This is a genomic window from Corynebacterium sp. p3-SID1194, from assembly GCF_025144155.1.
Classification (GTDB): Bacteria; Actinomycetota; Actinomycetes; order Mycobacteriales; family Mycobacteriaceae; genus Corynebacterium.
In genome coordinates this window covers 1-1406 of sequence record NZ_JALXWY010000038.1, presented here as the reverse complement: position 1 = coordinate 1406, position 1406 = coordinate 1, and the positions used below count along the sequence as shown (strand labels likewise).

Below are 1406 nucleotides of genomic sequence, written 5' to 3'. Positions count from 1 at the left end.
GGGTTAAGTAGCAAAAAGTGTGTCCGCTCGGCGTGTCGCCGGGCGGACATTGTTTTATTGCATGGGGCCTTTGCGGATTCCTATGTTGTGTTGGTATTCGGTTGGGATAGCGTTGTCGTAGAAGGCTGGTCGTCCTGTTTCTTGGTCGGCTGTGTTGTGGTCTTCTGGGACGAGATCGGGAACTTTGGCGAGTTGATCTTGTCCGTAATTGCACTGCCTGGCGATCTCGAGTGGGTCGTCAGGCAGTTGCGTTTTCGAGTGCAGGTACCACTCGAGCATCTTGCGTTGTCGTTCTCCGGATCTGCCGCGGTGGGCGTCTGCGATGCGTTTGAGTTGTGCGTTGACTCCGCCTTCTAGGCTGTTTGTGGTTGCTGCCCACCGGGCTGGTTCGAGTGCTTCTGGTGGGGGTTGGAGATAGGCAAACAGCCAGTTGTTGCGCGATAAGTGCAAAAGCGAGTTGTATGCCTTTCGGACCCGGATATGTGTGAATTCCCATTGGTGGCTGGGGGTGCGGCGCTCTTTGGGTACGGGTGTTTTCTCGTTCAGGAAGTCCTTGTAGACCACCCCGAACTCGTGCAGTCTGATGGTCCACTGGCGTGCCTGGTCCAAGGTGGTGATCTTGGTCAGTTTCAGCGCTAGGGCATAGATCGCTTTGCCAGCGTCGGTGCGGGGCCGTGATGTGGTGTAGCGGCGGATGACGCGTTGGGCGTGGACGAGGCAGCGCTGGATCATGGTCTTGGGCCAGCAGGCTTTGATCGCTGAGTAGGCGCCTTGTCCGCCGTCGAGGACGACGCATAACGGTTGGGCGATACCGCGCAGCAGTTGTGTGTAAGCGTGGGTTGATTCAGTTCTGGCCCAGTGCCAAGCGATGACGTGGTCGTAGCTTGCTGCTACGAGCAGGCAGCCGGCGTCGGTGTAGGTGCCGTCGATGAAGACCTGGTCGTAGACCCTGTTGGGGTCTGGGGTGTTGGGAACATCGATGAGCCATAACGGTTCGAATCGGCGGTCGAGGGTCCATCTGCTGACTCTGGCATCGCAGGCGATCTCGGTTAGTGAGCTCGTGGAGGTCACGTAGCGGTGAAACGCTTTGAAGTCGCGGGTTTTAGTCAGATCAGGCCGACGGTAGGTGGTGGACGATCCGCAGTCAGGGTTTTTGCACCGCCATCTGGTCGTTCCTTTTGTGGTGGTGCCGTTTTTCTTCATTTGCCCAGTACATACTGGGCATCGAGGTCTGTTTGGTGTCACCGGCAAAGCTAACCAGCATCCAGCTACCACACTGAAGCGCCGTTCCGGCGGATTGAACGAGAAACGGGCCCGAATAAGGACTAAATCCTTATTCAAGCCCGATTTGTATAGTCTGATCTGCGGAAATCGCAAGAATCAGACACACTTTCTGCTACTTACCC

Annotated in this window: 1 protein-coding gene; it reads right to left on the bottom strand. The window is 56.5% G+C overall.

Annotated elements, in window-relative coordinates:
• Positions 1-54: 54 nt before the first annotated feature.
• Positions 55-1245, bottom strand: coding sequence for an IS1249 family transposase (locus M3G19_RS11765; protein WP_259902787.1), 1191 nt, complete (start codon positions 1243-1245; stop codon positions 55-57).
• Positions 1246-1406: the final 161 nt, after the last annotated feature.